Below are 19,199 nucleotides of genomic sequence, written 5' to 3' on the forward strand. Positions count from 1 at the left end.
GTGAACTCGCCTTGCTGTTCGCGAGCAAGCTCGCTCCTACAGACAGAGCATGGAGCTTAGGATCGTATAGGAGCGAGCTTGCTCGCGAACAGCAAGGCTAGAGCACAACCCGCACGCAGCGGAGTGGTTAGGGGCAAGCAGCGATGCCGTCCGATATCCACCGAACAAGGCGGTTTGGTGCGGTTGAAAGGCCTGGTCTTAGCAGTACGCGATAGCGCGCCGAGGCTGTACACCGGCTCGCAGCATAGATCCGGCACGGCTACAGATCATGCTGGCAGCTGCGGAGCGATGGGCAGGTCGGCGCTGAGAAGCTGCCGCAGAACGGCGGCGAAGAACAGACTAACTTGGCGCCCAAGCCGAAGAGCTGCCAGAGCAAGAGCGCTTGGCGCAGCCAAAACATAAAAAGCCCCACCGCCGAAGCGATGGGGCCGCTCGATTCGCCAGGCTTAGAGGAAGGCGAACTTGGCGATGAAGATCACGCAAAGTACATACAGGCTGATCGACACCTTGTCCCGCTGGCCAGTCAGGATCTTCAGCGTGGCGTAGGTCAGAAAGCCCAGGGCGATGCCGTTGGCGATGGAGAAGGTCAACGGCATCATCACCACGGTCACGATCGCCGGGATGGTATCGGTGTGGTCCTTCCAGTCGATGTGCGCCATACCACTCATCATCAGCATCGCTACGTAAATCAGCGCGCCGGCAGTGGCGTAGGCGGGAATCATGCCGGCCAGCGGGGCGAAGAACATGGCCGCGAGGAACAGCACGCCAACAGTGATTGCGGTCAGACCGGTGCGGCCACCGGCCGCCACACCCGCAGCGCTCTCCACGTAGCTTGTGACCGGCGGGCAGCCGACAAAGGCCCCGGCGACGCTGGAGGTACTGTCGGCTTTCAGCGCGCGGGAGAGGTTCTGGATCTGACCGTCGTCGTCGACCAGGTTCGCCCGATGTGCGACGCCCATCAGCGTGCCGGCGGTGTCGAACATATTGACGAACAGGAACGCCAGAATGACGCTGATCATCGCCACGTTGAAGGCACCGGCGACGTCCATCGCCAGGAAGGTCGGCGCCAGGCTCGGCGGCATCGACACCAGCCCGTTGTATTCCACCAGACCCATGGCCAGGCCGATGCCGGTGACTACGAGCATGCTGACCAGGATTGCGCCGAACACATTGCGATGACTGAGCACGGCGATCATCAGGAAACAGATCGCTGCCAGCAAGGCGTTGGGTTCGCCGAACGACCCCATGGTCAGCAGCGTGGCAGGGTTGTCGACGACGATACCGGCGGTCTTCAGGCCGATCAGACCGAGGAACAGCCCGACCCCGGCGCCCATGGCGAAGCGCAGGCTCATCGGAATGCTGTTGAGCAGCCATTCGCGTAGCCGTGACAGGCTCATGATCATGAACAGAATGCCTGACAGGAAAACCGCTCCCAGCGCAATTTCCCAGCTGTAGCCCATCTCGCCGACCACCGTGTAGGTGAAGAACGCGTTCAGGCCCATACCCGGCGCGAGACCCACCGGCCAGTTGGCATAGAGACCCATGAGCATGCAGCCCAATGCGGCACCGACACAGGTTGCGACGAACGCCGCGCCGTGGTCGATGCCCGCAGCCGCCATGATGTTCGGGTTGACGAAGATGATGTAGGCCATGGTGACGAAGGTCGTCAGGCCAGCGAGCAGTTCCGTTTTGACGCTGGTGCGGTGTTCGCTGAGTTTGAAGAATCGGTCGAGCCAGCCGGGGTTGTTTGGTTGCAGCGCGGCGGTCTGCTGTTCCTGCTTGGTGGTGTCCACAAGGTGTTCCTCATCGTTCTTGTTGTCTATCACCCAGAGCGCGGTACTCTCGAGGGCAGGTGATGGTTAGGCTCGTCCTGTTCGGTTTTTTTGACCGAGAGGTCAGGAAGGCTTGACGCGATTATGCTTTTGTATACAAGAATTGCAACTCGATTTGCAGAATTTCCGCCTGTTAATCGTCGCTGCAGAATTCTTCTCAGCCGTGCGGCGACTTTGCTGCTGGCAGAGGGGACTTCCCAAGAGGCGATGTTTCTTCTTGATTGTGCACAATAAATAGCTATTTATTTGCCTGTTTGACTATCTGACTACTGCCAGCAACGTCCCGAAGGCAGTAAAGTTCGGTCTGCCGAAATTTCTGACGCGAGTCACCATGAACGAACAGCTGCAGCCTCTGAAAAAGCCGACACGAAATGGCAAGGCCCGGACCGGAACCCAGGACGACATCGTTTACGCTCATATTTTCGACGCTATTCTCGAACAACGGCTGGCACCGGGCACCAAGCTCAGCGAAGAAGCGCTGGGGGAAATTTTTGGCGTGAGTCGCACCATCATCCGGCGCGCGCTGTCGCGGCTGGCTCATGAAGGGGTTGTGCTGCTGCGCCCGAACCGCGGCGCGGTGGTCGCCAGTCCGAGCGTCGAGGAGGCCCGGCAGATCTTCTTCGCGCGGCGCCTGGTGGAGCGGGCAATCACCGAGCTGGCGGTACAGCATGCTACTGACGAACAACTCGCCGAATTGCGACAGATGGTGCTCGATGAGCAGGATTGCTTCGCTCGTGGTGACCGTGGCGCCGGTATTCGACTCTCGGGCGAGTTTCACTTGAAACTGGCAGAGGCGGCGAAGAATGCCCCGCTGGTGAGCTTTCAGCGCAGCCTGGTGTCCCAGACCTCGCTGATCATCGCCCAGTACGAAAGTGGCAATCGCTCGCATTGCTCGTACGACGAACACAACCAACTGATCGACGCCATTGCCGCTCGCGACAGCGAGAAGGCGGTGAGCCTGATGCTGCACCACATGGATCATATCGACAGCAAGCTCAATCTTGACGAAGACAGCGCCTCGGATGATCTGCATGCGGTGTTTTCGCACATCTTAGGAAAGGCCGGGAAAGCCGCAAAAAAGCGCTGAACCCAATTTCACAGCGCTGTCGTCGTACATACGTAGGGTGAGCTAGCCCACCAGTAAGTTAGCCCTTGGTGGGCTGAAGCGGAACGCCGCCCGGCCCACCTGCCATCCTGGGGAAGTGGGAAAGTCGAAAAAGACGCTGAGGCTGGAACGGCTTATTCAAAGCCAAAGGTGCGCGGAGCGCACCCTACGGTGCTGACTCAGCTTCACAGCGCGGTCGTCGGATGCCAGCGTGAATAAGTAGGGTGGGCTTTAGCCCACCAGCAGAATAGTTCTTGGTGGGCTGAACCGGAACGCCGCCCGTCCCACCCTGGATTGCTGGAGAAGGCGGGAAAATCCGCGAAAGCGCGAAGGCTGGACGAAAAGCAGGCCCTACGGCGTAGCGCTTTTCTCCTCCAGCCTCCAGAGTTTCTATCGTCTTTACGCTTTCTTGTGCACCGAAACGCCAGCGGCGTAGGTTTCCTTCACAGCGCGGTCGTCGCCGAGGATCATCAGGGCGAAGAGCCGCTCTTCCAAACTGCGTGCCTGGTTCAGGCGGTACTCGATCAGCGGCGTGGCCTTGTAATCCAGCACCACGAAGTCCGCATCCTTGCCCGGTTGCAGGTTGCCGATCCGGTCGTCCAGATAGAGCGCGCGGGCACCGCCCAGGGTGGCGAGATACAGTGACTTGAACGGGTCCAGTTTCTTGCCCTGCAACTGCATGACCTTGTAGGCCTCGTTCAGCGATTGCAGTTGGGAGAAGCTGGTCCCGGCGCCGACGTCGGTACCCAGGCCCACGCGCACGCCAAAGCCTTCCACTTTCTCCAGATCGAACAGGCCGCTGCCCAGGAACAAGTTGGAGGTCGGGCAGAAGGCCACCGCCGAGCCGGTTTCGCCCAGGCGCCGACATTCGTCATCGCACAGGTGCACGCCGTGGGCGAACACCGAGCGCGCGCCGATCAGGCCGTGATGGTCGTAGACGTCCAGGTAGCCCTTGCGCTCTGGGAACAGCTCGCGCACCCATTCGATCTCCTTGCGGTTCTCGGACAGGTGGGTGTGCATGTACAGCTCCGGGTATTCCTTGAACAGCTTGCCGGCTAGCGCCAGTTGCTCCGGTGTGCTGGTCGGCGCGAAGCGTGGCGTGACGGCGTAATGCAGGCGGCCTTTGCCGTGCCAGCGTTCGATCAGTTCTTTGCTGTCGGCGTAGCCGGATTCGGCAGTGTCGGTGAGGTAGTCCGGTGCGTTGCGGTCCATCAGTACCTTGCCGGCGACCATTCGTAGGTTGCGCTTTTCACAAGCCTCGAAGAAAGCATCCACCGATTCCTTGTGCACGCTGCCGAACACCAGCGCCGTGGTGGTGCCGTTGCGCAGCAGTTCGCTCAGGAACATCTCGGCGACTTCGCTGGCGTGAGCCTTGTCGGAGAAGGCGCGTTCGGTTGGGAAGGTATAGGTGTTGAGCCAGTCCAGCAGCTGTTCGCCATAGGACGCGATCATGCCGGTCTGTGGGTAATGAATATGGGTGTCGATGAAGCCGGGGGTGATCAGCGCATCCTGATATTCGATCACCTCGGTGCCGGTCGGCAGGGTGGACAGCAGGTCGGCAGCCGCGCCGATACGCGCGACCTTGCCGTCCTCGACGACCAACAGGCCATCTTCGAAATATTCGTAGGAAGATTCGATGTCCACCTCGCGCGGGTCGGCGAGAGCGTGGAGTAGGGCGGCACGGTAGGCTTTGCGGGACATGACAATTCTCGGTACAGGATATTTTGTAGGGTGCGCTGCGCGCACCGTGACGGTGGTATTGATCGGTGTGCGGAGCGCACCCTACGGTCAGCCCCGGCGTGACGCGGGCACTAGCATCGGTACGGGCTTTTCGCCGTCTACGCTCTTTTCGCCGCTTTTGTCACCAAAATGGGCGTTGTAAGTGGCGATTACTTCGCCTGCGATGGAGACAGCGATCTCCACCGGCAGCTTGCCTTTCACCTCGGCGATGCCCATCGGGCAACGCATGCGCTGGACGGTTTCGGGCTGGAAGCCGCGGTCGCGCAGGCGGTGCTCGAACTTGGCTCGCTTGCTCTTCGAGCCGATCAGACCGTAGTAGGTAAAATCGTTGCGCTCGAGGATCGCCGCGGTCAGCTCGAGATCCAGCTGGTGATTGTGCGTCATAACGATGAAGTAGCTGCCGGCGGGCATGTGCTCCACCTCGTCGACCACTTCGTCATTGACGACCTTTTCCACGCCGGCGGGAATCTGCGCGGGGAATTCGTTATCGCGCGAATCGATCCAGCGCACCTTGCACGGCAGGCTGGCCAGCAGCGGCACCAACGCACGGCCGACGTGGCCGGCGCCGAACACGGCGATGTGCGCCTGCGGTTGGCCCATGGGCTCGAACAGCAGCACCGTGGCACCGCCGCAGCACTGCCCGAGGCTGGCGCCGAGAGAGAAGCGCTCCAGACGGGTGTCACGCACGCGGTTTTCCAGCATTTCGCGGGCGATCTTCTGGGCCTTGTATTCCAAATGACCGCCGCCGATGGTGTCGTACAGGCGCTCGCGGCTGACTACCATCTTCGAGCCGGCATTGCGCGGCGTCGAGCCGCGCTCCTCGATGATGGTCACCAACACGCAGGGTTCGCCGCGTTGCTGCAAGTCGGCGAGTGCTTCGATCCAGACCGTGTTGCTCATGGTTCTGTCCTTCGTTGTCCGGGTGGAAGGCCGCAAAGCGTCTTCCACCAAACGATCATGCTGCGACTTATTGTAGGAGCGAGCTTGCTCGCGAAAATGCGCTCGCCAACTGCTTCGGCGTTACGTCAAAAAGCTTCGCGAGCAAGCACTGGGCGTCCCCCTCGCTCCTACAGGTCAGTGCGCGGTTTCCACTGCGGGTTCGGATATGGACGCTGCCTGCTGCTTGAGCTTGCGCATCTGCTCGACGCCCCAGAGCACCCGCTCCGGCGTGGCCGGCGCGTCGATCTTCGGCTGTGCCTTGTAGTCGGCCAGGCTGGCCACGGCATCCTTGATCGCGCACCAGACCGAGATGCCGAGCATGAACGGCGGCTCGCCAACGGCCTTGGAATGGAACACCGTGTCCTCGGGGTTCTTGCGGTTTTCCACCAGCTTGACCCGCAGATCCAGCGGCATGTCGGCCACTGCCGGCACCTTGTAACTGGCCGGGCCGCTGGTCATCAGCTTGCCCTTGTCGTTCCACACCAGTTCTTCCATGGTCAGCCAGCCCATGCCCTGGACGAAGCCGCCTTCCACCTGGCCGATGTCGATGGCCGGGTTCAGCGAGGCGCCGACGTCGTGCAGGATATCGCTGCGCAGCATGCGGTACTCACCGGTCAGGGTATCGACGATCACTTCCGAGCAGGCGGCGCCGTAGGCGAAGTAGTAGAACGGCCGTCCACGCGCCTGGTCGCGGTCGTAGAAGATCTTCGGCGTGCGGTAGAAGCCCGTCGAGGAAAGCGACACCTGGCCGAAGTAGGCCTGCTGGATCAGCTCTTCGAACGATACGAACTGGTCGCGGATACGCACCTGGCCGTTCTTGAATTCGACATCTTCCTCGGTGACCTTGTAGTGCCGTGCTGCGAATTCGACCAGACGCTGCTTGATGATCAGCGCGGCGTTCTGCGCGGCCTTGCCGTTGAGGTCGGCACCGCTGGAGGCGGCGGTCGGCGAGGTGTTGGGCACCTTGTCGGTGTTGGTGGCGGTGATCTGGATACGATCGATATCGACCTGGAACACCTCGGCCACGACCTGCGCGACCTTGATGTTCAGCCCCTGGCCCATCTCGGTGCCGCCGTGGTTCAGGTGGATGCTGCCATCGGTGTAGACGTGCACCAGCGCGCCGGCCTGGTTGAGAAAGGTGGCGGTGAAGCTGATGCCGAATTTCACCGGCGTCAACGACAGGCCCTTCTTCAGGACCGGACTTTTGGCGTTGAACGCGCGGATTTCCTCGCGGCGCTTGGCGTATTCGCTGCTTGCCTCAAGCTCGGCGGTCATCTCCTGGAGCATGTTGTGCTCGACGGTCTGGTAGTACGGCGTGACGTTGCGCTCGGTCTTGCCATAGTAGTTGCGCTTGCGCACGTCCAGCGGGTCCTTGCCGAGGTGACGCGCGACGGCGTCCATGATTTCCTCGATGGCGACCATGCCCTGTGGGCCGCCGAAGCCGCGGTAGGCAGTGTTGGAGGCCAGGTTGGTCTTGCAGCGATGACCGTGGATCGTGGCATCGCCCAGGTAATAGGCGTTGTCGGAGTGGAACATGGCGCGGTCGACGATGGAGCCCGACAGGTCCGGCGAATAGCCGCAGTTGCCGGCCAGGTCGATCTGGATGCCACGTAGTAAGCCATCGTCATCGAAGCCCACGTCGTATTCGACGTAGAAGGGGTGACGCTTGCCGGTCATGGTCATGTCTTCCATGCGTGGCAGGCGCATCTTGGTCGGGCGACCGGTCAGGTGGGCGATCACCGCGCACATGCAGGCCGGCATCGAGGCTTGGGTTTCCTTGCCGCCGAAGCCGCCGCCCATGCGGCGCATGTCGATGACGATCTTGTTCATCGATACGCCAAGGACTTCGGCCACCAGCTTTTGCACCTCGGTGGGGTTCTGCGTCGAGGTGTATACGATCATGCCGCCGTCTTCGGTGGGCATCACCGAGGAAATCTGCGTCTCCAGGTAAAAGTGTTCCTGGCCACCGATGTGCAGTGTGCCCTGCAGGCGACGTGGCGCGGCAGCCAGCGCGCTGGCGGAATCGCCGCGCTTGTGGGTGTGGCTGTCGAGCACGAAATGCTTCTTGCGCAGCGCGTCGACCACATCGAGCACCGGCTCCAGATCTTCGTATTCGATGATCGCGGCCATGGCAGCCTTGCGCGCGGTTTCCAGGCTGTCGGCGGCGACGGCGATCACCGGCTGGCCGATGTACTCGACCTTGCTGTCCGCCAGCAGCGGGTCGCCAGCGACTACCGGGCCGATGTCCAGCTGACCGGGCACATCTTCGGCGGTAATGGCGATGGCCACACCGGGAATCTGGTAGCAAGGCGAGGTATCGATGCTGACGATGCGGGCATGAGCGCGATCGCTCATGCGTGCATAGACGTGCAGCTGATTGGGGAATTCCAGGCGGTCGTCGACATATACCGCTTCACCGGAAACGTGCTTGTCCGCGCTGTCGTGCTTGACGCTCCGACCGACGCCGGTGACCAGGTCCTGCTTGAACAGGGCGGCGATCTCTTCCTGGGTCTTGGCAAGGCTGTGGTTAGACATAAGCGGTCACCCTCGTTTCGGTTTTCGGTGCGTGCTGTTCCAGGAAGCACTTGCGCAGCAGGTTCTGTGCGACGAGCAGACGGTATTCGCGGCTGGCGCGGAAGTCGGTCAGTGGCGTGAAGTCCTGGGCCAGGGCTTCGCAGGCGCGCTCGGCCGTCTCGATGGTGAAGGACGCACCATTCAGCACGGTCTCGCAGGCAGCGGCCCGCTTCGGGATCGCCGCCATGCCGCCGAAGGCGATCCGTGCGTCGGCGATCACGCCATTCTCGACACGTATATCGAACGCCGCGCACACTGCGGAAATATCATCGTCCAGTCGTTTGGACACCTTGTAGGCGCGGAATATCTGCTCCGGCCGGGCGCGCGGCACGATGATCTTCTCGATGAACTCGCCTTGCTCGCGGGCGGTGACCTTGTAGTCGATGAAGTAATCCTGCAGCGGCAGGGTGCGGCTGTTGCCACCCTTGCGCAGTACCACCTGGGCGCCGAGAGCGATCAGCAGCGGCGGCGAGTCGCCGATGGGCGAGGCGTTGCCGATATTGCCACCCAGAGTGCCTTGGTTGCGGATCTGCAGTGAGGCAAAGCGGTGCAGCAGTTCACCGAAATCCGGGTACTCGTTAGCCAGCGCTTCGTAGCAATCGGTCAGCGCGGCAGCGGCACCGATTTCGATGCTGCTGTCTGTGACTTCGACTTTCTTCATCTCGGCGATGTGCCCGACGTAGATCATCACCGGCAGTTCGCGGTGGAACTGAGTGACTTCCAGCGCCAGATCGGTGCCGCCAGCGAGCAGGCGGGCATCAGGGTTGGCGCTGTAGATATCGGCTAGATCACTTACTGTGAGCGGCGACAGGCAGCGCTTATCGCCGCTGTTTAGCTCGGCGGTTTCGCGCGGTTCGATGGCTTTCAGCTGGGCGATGGTTTCGGCTTCGCGCGCGTCGAACTGGTCCGGCTGCTTGCCGCGGCAGGCTTGTTCGGCCGCTTCGAGAATCGGGCGATAGCCGGTACAGCGGCAGAGATTGCCGGCCAGTGCTTCGTGAGTCTGGGCCGGATCGTATTCATTGACGGCACCTGACGCGGCGCGACTGATCGCAGCCCGATTCTTCTGCAGGGCAAACAGGCTCATTACGAAGCCCGGCGTGCAGAAGCCGCATTGCGAACCGTGGCAATCGACCATCGCCTGCTGGACGCTGTGCAGCTGGCCTTGATCCTTCAGGTCTTCGACGACGATCAGTTGCTTGCCATGCAGGGCGGAAACGAAGGTCAGACAGGAGTTGAGCGTGCGATAGCGCAGCCGGTCGCCGTCCAGCTCACCGACAACGACGGTACAGGCACCGCAGTCACCGGAAGCACAGCCTTCTTTCGTACCGGACTTGCCGCGGTATTCGCGAAGGTATTCAAGTACGGTGGTATTCGGATCGAGTGTCTGCTCACGGCGCAGTTCTCGATTGAGTAGGAACTGGATCAAAGAGGGCCTCCGGGGATTTTTGTTCTGGGCTCTGGCGTGGAAATTATCCTTATCTGACTTTTCGGTCAAGAAATTGCTGACTGAAAGACAAATCGCCTGACAGGCGCGCCTGCCGGCAGAATTCTATGAATGCGCCGGGTTACCTCGTGTTTGCAGTAATGCCTGTTCAGGCCGTGTTGGCGTCGGCTTCGCGGCGGTAGGCATAGGTGTCGGCGAAGCGCGACAACATATAGGCCTCGCAGGTGGTTGCCGGGTATTTCGGTGGGTTGTCCGCATCGTGACAGCCGGGTAGGCAACTGATCGTCGTGTCTGGATGCGGCTCGGCGAAGAATGGCATCGAGTAACGATCCACGCCCAGCGGGCTGAGCACTCGATGCGGGGTGGATTTGTAGCGGTCGTTGCTCCAGCGCGCCATCATGTCGCCGATGTTGACCACGTAGGTGCCCTCGATCGGTGGCGCGTCGATCCAGTCGCCGTTGACGCTCTGCACCTGCAGGCCGCCGGCCTGGTCCTGATAAAGCAGGGTGATGCAGCCGTAGTCGGTATGGGCGCCGGCGCCCTGTTGATCGGGCCGAGTGGCGGTGAGCCGCGGCGGATAATGGATCATGCGGAACACGCTGATCGGTTCGACGAAGCGCTTGTCGAAAAAGCTCCGCTCGATGCCCAGGGCAAGCGCGATGGCGCGCAGCAAGGTGCCGGCCAGTTCGTGCATGTCGCGGTAGTGATCTTCCATCAGCGTGGCCCAGCCGGGAATCTGTGCCGGGTGCCGATTGGGACCGCGCAGGGATCTGCCGGCGAGCACGTCCGGATGCTCGGCGCTCATGTGAAACCCCATGTCGAAGGTTTCCTTGAGGTCGCACGGCTGATTCGGGTCCAACTGCTCGGTGGCAATGGCACCGTAGCCGCGATGATGCGGGCTGCGGGTGATGTCGATGTCGAGCTTCTGCTCGTCAGGCAGAGCGAAGAAGCGCTGGGCATGATCGCTCAGCTGGGCGATGCGCTCTGCGCCGATGGGATGGCCTTCGATATAGAAGAACCCCCACTCGCGGCATGCGCGGTCGATCTGCCGGGCGACCCCGAGATGCGCAGCCTCGTCGGCAGTGTAGAGCGGGGAAATGTCGATGATGGGAAGGGTAGTCATTCTGCAGACTCGTGCGTGTGCGTTTCGATACCGGCGCTGGAAGCTGAAGGCTGAACGAAAGACCGCCTCGTTCAGCCTGGAGCCTTCAGCCTCCAGCGGCTTCTCGTTTTACTTCGGCAGCTCGGCCTTCACGCCTTCGACGTAGAAGTTCATCGATGCCAGGTCCTTGGTGGTTGCGGTCTGGCCGTCGGCGATGCGCACCTGGCCGGATTGGTCCTTGATCGGGCCGGTAAAAGGATGGAAGGCACCGCTGCGAATGCTGGCGATGATTTCCTCGGCTTCTCTCTTCACGTCAGCGGGGACCAGGTCGCTGATCGGCAGGCTGATGCTCTCCTCGGCGAGGCCGCCCCAGAAATCTTCCGGCTTCCAGGTGCCGGCGGCGACCGCTTCAGCGGCCTTCACATAGTGAGGACCCCAGTCGTTGACAATGGAAGTCAGCACGGCCTTGGGGCCGAAGTGCTGCATGTCCGAGGCGTAACCGACGGAGTAGGCCCCGCGGCGCTCGGCGGCCTGGATGGGTGCTGGGCTATCGGTGTGCTGGAAGACCACGTCGACACCCTGATCGATCAGCGCGTTGGCGGCGTCGGCTTCCTTGCCCGGATCGAACCAGGTATTGACCCAGACGACCTTGATCTCGGTGCCCGGGTTGTACTTATCCAGGGCCAGCTGGATCGCATTGATGTCGCGAATGACTTCCGGAATCGGGAAGGAGGCGATGTAACCGACCTTCTTCGTTTTGGTCATCTTCGCGGCAAGGAAGCCGCCGACGTAGCGGCCTTCGTACGAGCGGGAAAGGTAGGTGCCGACGTTATCGGCCTGCTTGTAGCCGGTGGCATGCTCGAAGGTGACATCGGGGAATTGCTTGGCGACCTTGATCGTGGGGTTCATGTAGCCGAAGGAGGTGGTGAACACCAGGTCATAGCCGCCCTTGGCCATGTTGCGGATCACCCGTTCGGAGTCGGCGCCTTCCGCGACGTTCTCGACGAAGCTGGTCTGGACCTTGTCGCCGAGCTTCTCTTCCAGGTACTTGCGTCCCTGTTCGTGCTGGTAAGTCCAGCCGTGATCGCCGATCGGGCCGATGTAGACGAAGCCGATCTTCAGCGGATCGGCCGCCGAGACGCAGAAGGCGGTGCTAAGGCCGATGGCTGCGGCGAGGGTACGCAGCAGGGGTTTTCTTATCTTGGCTTGCATGGGTGACGCTCCTGTTGTCGTGATGCGAAAAGCCGTATGGCTACCGTTGCCAAGTGCAAAAAGCTGACCAAATGGACAGTTCCCCTCGGAGGTCGCGCTAAATCTGGGAACGCCGGCCGTTTGCCTGTCGCAGCGGGTGCGCAACTGGTGCGCGTCTCGCTGTGAATGCCCTGCGGCAGTGCATTCAATGCCCGGCTTTCCACGGCTGACTCAGCGACACCGGCGCGAACAGCCGGGTGCGGATGGCATCGCGCGACAGCAACACCAGCACCAGGATCGTCGCGACGTAGGGCAGCATCGCCAGCAGGTTGCCCGGGATTGCCAGACCAATGCCCTGGACCACCAGATGCAGGATGCTGGCGAGACCGAACAGGTAGGCGCCGAGCAGCACCCGGCCAACCCGCCAGCTGGCGAACACCACCAGCGCCAGGGCGATCCAGCCGCGTCCGGCGGTCATGTTCTCGGCCCACATGGGCGTGTAGGCCAGCGACAGGTAGCCGCCGGCGAGGCCGGCCATGGCGCCGCCGAACATCACCGCCAGGGTGCGCACGCGCAACACCGGCAGGCCAATGGCGCTGGCCGCGTCAGGGTTCTCGCCGACGGCCTGGATGATCAGGCCGATGCGGCTTTTCAGCAGCACCCAGGCGATCCCCGCGAACAGCGCGAACGACAGATAGACCAGCAGATCCTGGGCGAACAGCATGCGGCCGATCAGCGGGATCTCGGCCAACAGCGGGATGGCGACCGGCTCGAATCCGGCCAGCGGCTTGCCGACCCAGCTGGCGCCGACGAAGGACGACAGGCCAACGCCGAAGATGGTTAGCGCCAGGCCGGTGGCCACTTGATTGGCCGCCAGGCCGAGGGCGACAAAGGCGAACAGCAATGACAGCAGCACCCCGGCCAGACAGGCCAGCAGCACGCCCAGCCAGAGATTGCCGGTGGCGTAGGCGACGATGAAGCCGATCACCGCGCCGAACAGCATCATCCCCTCCTGGCCGAGGTTGAGTACGCCGGTCTTCTCGCAGACCAGCTCACCGAGCGCGACCAGCAGCAGCGGTGTACCGGTGCGGATCATGGCGTAGAGGATGTTGGTTAACAGATCGAGGTCCATGGGAAGTCCTTAGCTGGAAGCCAGAAGCTGGAAGCCGGAAGAAAAAGCGGAAGTGGAGGTCATGGCTGCGTCACCGACTTCAAGCTTCCAGCTTTCCGCTTCAGGCTCCGCGCGATGCGCGGCCGATAAAGAATCAGCACGTCGCAGGCCAGCAGGAAGAACAGCACCATGCCCTGGAACAGCTGAGTGATGGACTGCGGCAGGTTGGCGGCCATCTGGGCGTTTTCGCCGCCCAGGTAGAGCAGCGCCATCAGCAGGCTGGCGAAGACGATGCCGAGCGGGTGGAGGCGACCGAGGAAGGCCACGGTGATCGCCGCGTAGCCATAGCCCGGCGAGACTTGCGGCACCAATTGGCCGATGGGGCCGGTGACTTCCGCCACGCCGGCGAGCCCGGCCAGGCCGCCACTGATCAGCAGCGCGAGCCAGATCAGCCGACGCTCGCGGAACCCGACGAGGCCGGCGGCCCTTCGATCGAGTCCGAGCACCTTGATCTGGAAGCCGAGAAAGCTTCGCTGCAGCAGTACCCAGACGGCCACCAGTGCCAGCAGTGCGAACCAGAAACCGGCGTGCACGCGCAGGCCGTCGATCAGCTCCGGCAGGCGGGAGGCGTCGCCGAACATCGCCGACTCGGGAAAGTTGAAGCCGTCCGGGTCCTTTAGCGGACCATGCACCGCGAACAGCAGCAGATTCAGCGCGATGTAGTTGAGCATGATGCTGGTGAGAATTTCATTGGCGTTGAAGGCCGTCTTCAGCCAGGCGCAGAGGCCGGCCCAGGCGGCGCCGCCGAGAACGCCCGCGCCCAACGTCAACAGCAGCGCCAGGCGGGAATCCCAGTCGATGAAGTTGACCGCCAGCGCACTGCCGGCCAGCGCGCCGATCAGCAGCTGGCCCTCGGCGCCGATGTTCCAGATGCGGGCGCGATAGACCACCGCCAGCCCCAGGGCGCAGAGCAGAATCGGCAAGGCCTTGACCAGCAGCTCGGACAGCCCGTAGAGGTCGCTGACCGGATCGATCAGCAGCACCTTCAGTGTCTGCAGCGGCGGATGGCCAAGCAGGGCGAACAGCAGGGCGCCGCTGAACAGGGTCAGCAGCGCGGCGAACACTGGCGAGAGCCAGAGCATGGCGCGGGATTCGGCCCCGCGTGGTTGCAATGTGAACAGCATGGCGAGGGCTCGTCAGGCAGCGGTGGACAGGGAGGGTTGGTCGAACTGGCCGGCCATCCAGCGGCCGACGTCGCTAGGGGCGCAGGCTTCAGTCCGGTGTTGCGGCGAGAGACGGCCGTCGCAGAGCGCGGCGAGGCGGTCGCTGATCTGGAACAGCTCGTCCAGGTCTTCGGAAATCACCAGAATCGCCGCGCCCGCGTCGCGCAGCTCGATCAGCGCGCGGTGGATGGCTGCCGCGGCGCCGACATCCACGCCCCAGGTCGGGTGCGCCGCCACCAGCAGCCGGGGCTGCTGAAGAATCTCGCGGCCGAGGATGAATTTCTGCAAATTGCCGCCGGAGAGGCTCGCCGCCGCGGCCGCGCTGTCCGGCGTCTTCACCGCGAAGCGCTGGATCACCTTTGCCGCGAATTTCTGCACGCGCGTGCGCTGGATCAGCCCGTGCCGGAGCATGCCCCGCTGCTGGAAGGCGGTGAGCAGACCGTTATCGGCCAGGCTCATGCCGGGCACCGCGCCGTGGCCAAGACGCTCGGCGGGCACGAACGCCAGTCCCTGGCGGCGGCGTGCATCCGGGCGCAGGTGCGCCACCGGCTCGCCAAGAAAGCGGATGCGTTCGGCATCGCGCCCCTGCAGGGTGCGCTCGCCGGACAGCAGCGCGAGCAATTCGTCCTGGCCGTTGCCGGCGACCCCGGCGATGCCGACGATTTCGCCGGCACGTACGTCCAGGCTCAGGTCCTTGAGCGAAACGCCAAAGGGATCGACATTTCGCCAGGACAATCCCTCCACCTGTAGAAAGGCCGCGCGGCCTTCGGCCTTGCGGTACTTCGCTTCCAGACCCTCGGCGTCGCCCACCATCAACCGCGCCAGATCCAGGTCGCTGCACTGGCTTGGCACGCAGGTACCGGACACCTTGCCCGCGCGCAGCACCGTGGCCTTCTGGCAGAGGGCGCGCACTTCGTTCAGCTTGTGGCTGATGAACAGCACACTGCAGCCCTCGGCGGCCAGACGCCGCAGCACCACGAACAGCTCATCGGCTTCCTGCGGAGTCAGCACCGAGGTCGGCTCGTCCAGGATCAGCAGGCGGATGTCCTGCATCAGGCAGCGCACGATCTCCACGCGCTGGCGCTCGCCGATGGACAGGCTGTGCACCAGGCGCTGCGGCTCCAGTGGCATGCCGTAGCGCTGAGAAACCTCACGAATTCTCGGCTCCAGTTGCTTTGGCGTACCAGCGCCCGCGCCTAGCGCGAGGGCAATGTTCTCCGCCACGGACAGCGTTTCGAACAGCGAAAAATGCTGGAACACCATGCCGATGCCGCGTTCGCGCGCCTGGGCCGGGTCGCGCATGACCACCGGCTGTCCTTCCCAGACGATGCGACCGGCATCGGGCTGAACCACGCCGAAGATGATCTTCATCAGCGTGCTCTTGCCGGCGCCGTTCTCGCCGAGCAGTGCATGTATTTCGCCAGGGGCGATGGCCAGGTCGATGCCATCGTTGGCGACGGTTCCGGGGTAGCGCTTGGTAATGCCGCGCAGCGCAAGCCGCGTGGGAAGGGAAGATGTGGACATGATCATCGCTCATCGGGACGTTGCCAGGGAGGAAGCAAAAATCTGGCCATAAGGTCAGGAATTCGCTCGCAGCGCCCGCCGGGTGAGCTTGCGGCGCGGGGGCTTGAGCCACCCTGCACGCCGCTGTGTTGTCTCGTGGTGCATGGGCAGCCAGAGGGGAAGGGCTGCGCACCCCTAAGGTGCTCTGGCGAGGGTTTCTGTGGGTTACCAGATGCCCTCGTGCAGTGCAGCGGCTTCCTCTTCCAGCAGTGGGCCGAGCACCTCGACCTTGCGCTGGCCGGCTTCGAAGACGATGCGGCAGGGCAGGTCGAGTGTGGGGTTCTCCGGATGGTTGCCGGTGATTTCCTTCAGGCTGCGCTCGGACAGGCCATAGACCACTCGTCCCAGGCCCGCCCAGTAGGCGGCGCCGGCGCACATGGCGCAGGGTTCGGCGGAGGTGTACATGCTGCAGTCGGCGAGAAATTCCGGGCTGTAATGCGTCGAGGCGCGGGTCATCAGCACCCGTTCGGCGTGGCCGGTCATGTCGTGGTCGGGCATGTAGGCGTTGCCCTGTTCCAGCAGCACTTCGCCGTCCGGCCCGACGAGGATCGCGCCGAAGGGATGAGTGCCGTTTTCCAGCGCGCGGCGGGCCACGTCGAAACTCTTGCGCAGCAGGGTGAGGTCTTGTTCGTTCATGGGTATCTCATCGTTGGCAATGTTTTAGGTGAGCCGTTCTTGTAGCGCGGTCTGCAATCGCGCTTTTGTAGGGGCGAATTCATTCGCCCATGGGCCGCCAATACGGGCGAACACGTTCGCCCCTACAGCATTACGCTCATGACTGCTGCGTCTTGGGCAGGCTCCAGGGAAAGCACAGCTTCTGCAGCAGGCCGATCAGGTGAAACAGCACCAGGCTGATCACCACCAGCATCATCAGCGCGGCGAAGGCCTGCGGCACCTGAAACATGGAGGTTGAGAAGTTGATGAAGTAGCCCAGGCCCTTCTCCGCGGCGACGAACTCGGCCACCACCGCGCCGATCACCGCGAGGGTGATGGAGATGCGCAGCGCCGAGAACAGGTGCGGGATGGCGTAGGGCAGGCGGATATTGCGGTATTCGCGGGCCTTGGAGGCCCCCAGCGAACGCGACAGTTCCACCAGTTCCTCGGGCGTCGCCAGCAACCCAGTGACGCAGGACACCACGATCGGGAAGAAGGCGATCAGGAAGGTGATGAACACCCGCGGCAGGTCGCCAGCGCCCATCACCACCACGATGATCGGCGCCACCGCGACGATCGGTGTCGACTGCACGATCACCAGCAGCGGGTAGAGCGTGCGCGACAGCAGCCGCGAGGATGCCAGGGCGATGGCCAACGGAATGCCGATCAGGATCGACAGGCCGTAACCCATCAGCGTCACCCGCAGGGTGGCGAAGAGGTGTTCCGACCAGGCGGCGAAGCCGACCTTCTGTGTCGCGGCGAGAATGGCGCTGGGCGAGGGCAGCACGAAGCTCGGTAGCTTCAGCAGGCGGCAGGCTGCTTCCCACACCAGCAGCAGGACGAGCAGGGCGAGCCAGGGCGCGAATCGCTCGACCCTGGCCTTGAACCGCGGTGCCTTGAGCTTAATGGTTGGCATGGCGCGAGAAGACTTGGCGGCGGATATGGTTGGCGAGCTCATTGAAGCGGGGCTCCGTCAGGGTTTCCATGGACCGCGGGCGCGGCAGGTCGACGTCGATGATTTCCTGCACGCGGCCGGGGCGCGCCGACATCACCAGGATGCGGTCGGCCAGCAGCAGCGCTTCGGGAATCGAGTGGGTGATGAACAGCACCGTCTTCGGGCGCTGGGTCCAGATGTTCAACAGTTCCAGGCTGAGTTCGTCGCGGGTCAGGGCGTCGAGGGCCGAGAACGGCTCGTCCATCAGCAGAACCTCAGGGTCATGCAGCAGCGCCCGGGCGATCGCCGCGCGCTGCTGCATGCCGCCGGACAGTTCGTCCGGGCGCTTGTTGCCGAACTCCTTGAGCCCTACCAGTTCCAACAGCTCCTCGGCGCGGATGATTTCCTGCGCGGTGACGCGGCCGTACTTATGGCGCATGGGGAAGGTCAGGTTGTCGCGGATGTTCAGCCAGGGCAGCAGCGTCGGCTTCTGGAAGACGATGCCGATCTCGTCGCGCGGGCCATCCACCGGGCTGCCGTAGATGCTGACCTGGCCGTGGGTCGGTCGGACCAGCCCGGCGAGGATGCGCAGCAGGGTGGACTTGCCGCAGCCGGATGGACCGAGCACGGCGATGAACTCGTGGCGGCTGATGTCGAAGCTGGCATTGTCCAGCGCCACCACCTCGCTGCCATCGGAGGAGGTGAAGACCTGGCTGACCCGGTCGAAGCTGATGTTGGGGCGCGATGTGGCATTCAGGGCGGCGCTCATCAGCATCACTCGCTCAGGCTGGAATCGACGGCGCTGGCCGGATCGAGACTGTCGACGGCCATTCCCTGCGCCTTGGCGACCCATTCCCAGGTGGTGGCCAGGCGCTTGGCATCGAAGCTGCTGCCTTCGGCGGCGCTGATCTCGTTCTGCATCAGCGACACCGACGCGGCGAACTGTTCTTCGGCCTGCTGCTCGTCGACTTCGGAAACCATCTTCTTCAGCGCAGCCGCCGCCGCGGCCGGATCGGCGATGGCATTGGCCTGGGCCTGCTGGTAGGCCTTGACGAATTTCTTCGCCACTTCGGGGTTGTTCTGCACGAAGCGCTGCGAGGCCACCAGCGACAGGCCGTAGCCTTCGAAGCCATATTCGGACCAGGGAATGGTCGTCAGCGTCTTGTCCGCTTCGCCGAGGGCGCGGACGAAACCAGGAGCGACGGTTAGCCAGTTGATGGTGGCGTCGACCTTGCCGGTGGCGAGCATCGGTGCCAGCGCGCCGGGGTCGACCTTGAGCAGCCTGACACTGGCCGGATCGATGCCGTTGCGCTCCAGCAATAGCGGCCAGACCACGTTGGAGGCGGAGAAGGTCGGCGTGGCGACCGTCTTGCCGACGATGTCCTTGAAGCTGGCGATGCCTGAGCCTTCGGCGGTGAAGAAGGCGTCCGGCTGCTTGTTATAGATCGGCGCGACCGCCACCACCGGCACGTCGCCCTGGGCCTTGGCCTGCAGCAGCGAGGCCAGGCCGGCGGAACCGAAGTCGGCGCTGTTAGTGGCCAGCTTGGTCACCACGTCGCTGCCGCCGCGGGCGCTGGCGATCTCCACCTCGATGTCTTCGGCGGCGAACAGGCCCTGCTCGACACCGAGGTAGATCGCCGCCTTGTCGCCGGCCGGCAGCCAGTCATTGAGCCAGCGCACCTTGTCGGCGGCCAGGACGGAATGGCTGAACAGGGCCAGCAGGGCACTGGCGATCAGGGTTTTCTTGAACATGGGGAAGCTCCTTGAGAGTGGCCGCGAAGGGCCAT

General features: G+C 63.2%; 15 protein-coding genes. 1 reads left to right on the forward strand and 14 read right to left on the reverse strand.

Annotated features, from left to right (window positions below):
- Positions 1-446: 446 nt before the first annotated feature.
- On the reverse strand, positions 447-1,793 hold the full coding sequence (locus NA645_RS12195) for an NCS2 family permease (protein ID WP_256049043.1): 1,347 nt from the start codon (positions 1,791-1,793) through the stop codon (positions 447-449).
- 370 nt (positions 1,794-2,163) lie between these two features.
- Here NA645_RS12195 and NA645_RS12200 point away from each other — a divergent pair, with 370 nt between their 5' ends.
- Positions 2,164-2,919 (forward strand): GntR family transcriptional regulator, encoded by a 756-nt coding sequence (locus NA645_RS12200; RefSeq protein WP_181101941.1) that lies wholly within the window; start codon positions 2,164-2,166, stop codon positions 2,917-2,919.
- Positions 2,920-3,336: 417 nt separating this feature from the next.
- Here the strand turns inward: NA645_RS12200 and guaD are convergent, their stop codons facing one another.
- The 13 genes from guaD to NA645_RS12265 form a co-directional block, all read right to left on the reverse strand.
- Positions 3,337-4,638 (reverse strand): guanine deaminase, encoded by a 1,302-nt coding sequence (gene guaD, locus NA645_RS12205; protein ID WP_272892049.1) that lies wholly within the window; start codon positions 4,636-4,638, stop codon positions 3,337-3,339.
- Between the two features lie 87 nt (positions 4,639-4,725).
- Positions 4,726-5,577: a xanthine dehydrogenase accessory protein XdhC gene (gene xdhC, locus NA645_RS12210; RefSeq protein WP_256049044.1), complete on the reverse strand. Its 852-nt coding sequence runs from the start codon at positions 5,575-5,577 to the stop codon at positions 4,726-4,728.
- Between the two features lie 174 nt (positions 5,578-5,751).
- Positions 5,752-8,151: a xanthine dehydrogenase molybdopterin binding subunit gene (xdhB, locus tag NA645_RS12215; RefSeq protein ID WP_256049045.1), complete on the reverse strand. Its 2,400-nt coding sequence runs from the start codon at positions 8,149-8,151 to the stop codon at positions 5,752-5,754.
- A complete protein-coding gene (gene xdhA, locus NA645_RS12220; protein ID WP_256049046.1) occupies positions 8,144-9,616 on the reverse strand; it encodes a xanthine dehydrogenase small subunit in 1,473 nt (490 codons plus the stop codon). Before xdhA ends, xdhB begins: the two co-directional genes overlap by 8 nt.
- Before the next feature lie 166 nt (positions 9,617-9,782).
- Entirely contained in the window at positions 9,783-10,757 is a 975-nt protein-coding gene (locus NA645_RS12225) for a 2-oxoglutarate and iron-dependent oxygenase domain-containing protein (protein ID WP_256049047.1), read from the reverse strand.
- Positions 10,758-10,865: 108 nt separating this feature from the next.
- Positions 10,866-11,948, reverse strand: a complete 1,083-nt coding sequence (locus NA645_RS12230; RefSeq protein ID WP_256049048.1) for a BMP family ABC transporter substrate-binding protein — start codon at positions 11,946-11,948, stop codon at positions 10,866-10,868.
- A 184-nt stretch (positions 11,949-12,132) separates the two neighbouring features.
- Positions 12,133-13,059 (reverse strand): ABC transporter permease, encoded by a 927-nt coding sequence (locus NA645_RS12235; RefSeq protein WP_256049049.1) that lies wholly within the window; start codon positions 13,057-13,059, stop codon positions 12,133-12,135.
- Positions 13,060-13,118: 59 nt separating this feature from the next.
- Positions 13,119-14,222, reverse strand: a complete 1,104-nt coding sequence (locus tag NA645_RS12240) for an ABC transporter permease (RefSeq protein ID WP_256049050.1) — start codon at positions 14,220-14,222, stop codon at positions 13,119-13,121.
- A 12-nt stretch (positions 14,223-14,234) separates the two neighbouring features.
- Positions 14,235-15,785, reverse strand: coding sequence for an ABC transporter ATP-binding protein (locus tag NA645_RS12245; protein WP_256049051.1), 1,551 nt, complete (start codon positions 15,783-15,785; stop codon positions 14,235-14,237).
- 204 nt (positions 15,786-15,989) lie between these two features.
- Positions 15,990-16,460, reverse strand: a complete 471-nt coding sequence (locus NA645_RS12250) for a nucleoside deaminase (RefSeq protein WP_014853700.1) — start codon at positions 16,458-16,460, stop codon at positions 15,990-15,992.
- A 136-nt stretch (positions 16,461-16,596) separates the two neighbouring features.
- Positions 16,597-17,394: an ABC transporter permease gene (locus NA645_RS12255; protein ID WP_256049052.1), complete on the reverse strand. Its 798-nt coding sequence runs from the start codon at positions 17,392-17,394 to the stop codon at positions 16,597-16,599.
- Positions 17,381-18,187 carry an ABC transporter ATP-binding protein gene (locus NA645_RS12260; protein WP_256049053.1) on the reverse strand — a complete coding sequence of 269 codons (807 nt, stop codon included), beginning with the start codon at positions 18,185-18,187 and terminating at the stop codon, positions 17,381-17,383. Before NA645_RS12260 ends, NA645_RS12255 begins: the two co-directional genes overlap by 14 nt.
- Positions 18,187-19,164 (reverse strand): ABC transporter substrate-binding protein, encoded by a 978-nt coding sequence (locus tag NA645_RS12265; protein ID WP_256049054.1) that lies wholly within the window; start codon positions 19,162-19,164, stop codon positions 18,187-18,189. Before NA645_RS12265 ends, NA645_RS12260 begins: the two co-directional genes overlap by 1 nt.
- Between the last annotated feature and the right edge of the window lie 35 nt (positions 19,165-19,199).

It is taken from the genome of Stutzerimonas stutzeri, assembly GCF_024448955.1.
GTDB lineage: Bacteria > Pseudomonadota > Gammaproteobacteria > Pseudomonadales > Pseudomonadaceae > Stutzerimonas > Stutzerimonas stutzeri_AQ.